The 505-nt window shown below is 75.4% G+C and carries 1 protein-coding gene; it reads left to right on the top strand.

Annotation, left to right across the window (positions count from 1 at the left end):
* The coding region (locus D180_RS21795) for a TolC family protein (protein WP_017914442.1) at positions 1-505 on the top strand (505 nt) is incomplete at both ends.

Below are 505 nucleotides of genomic sequence, written 5' to 3'. Positions count from 1 at the left end.
CTGGCCGCCGCACTGGCCCTGGCCGGCTGCGCCAGCACGCCGTTGCCGGACCTGCCGCAACAGTCGCTGCCCGCGCGATGGAGCAGCCCGACGCCGCAGGCCGCGGTCCCGCGCCCACCCGGCACGGCCTGGTGGCAGGACTTCCACGATCCGCAGCTCGACGCGCTGGTCGCGCAGGCGCTGCGCGACGACCTCAACGTCGGCCAGGCACTGGCCAAGCTGCGCGCGGCGCGGCGCCTGGATACCGTGGCCGGCGCATCGCAGCGCCCGCAGCTGCGTGCGCGCACCCTCGACCCGATCGACCCCGACGCCAGCGCCTCGTTCCTGGTGGTCGGGCTCGACTCGGAATGGGAGTTGCCGCTGTTCGGCCGCGGCGAGGCGACCCGGCGCATGGCCCGCGGCGATCTGGACAATGCCCAGGCCGACCTGGCGCAGGTACGCGCGGCGACCATCGCCGAGGTGACCCGCAACTGGATCGACCTGCGCCACGCGCAGCAGGCCGAGC

It is taken from the genome of Xanthomonas sp. SHU 166, from assembly GCF_000364685.1.
Lineage (GTDB): Bacteria > Pseudomonadota > Gammaproteobacteria > Xanthomonadales > Xanthomonadaceae > Xanthomonas_A > Xanthomonas_A sontii.
Note: the sequence above shows the minus strand (reverse complement) of the source record. Positions and strands in the feature narration are given on the sequence as shown.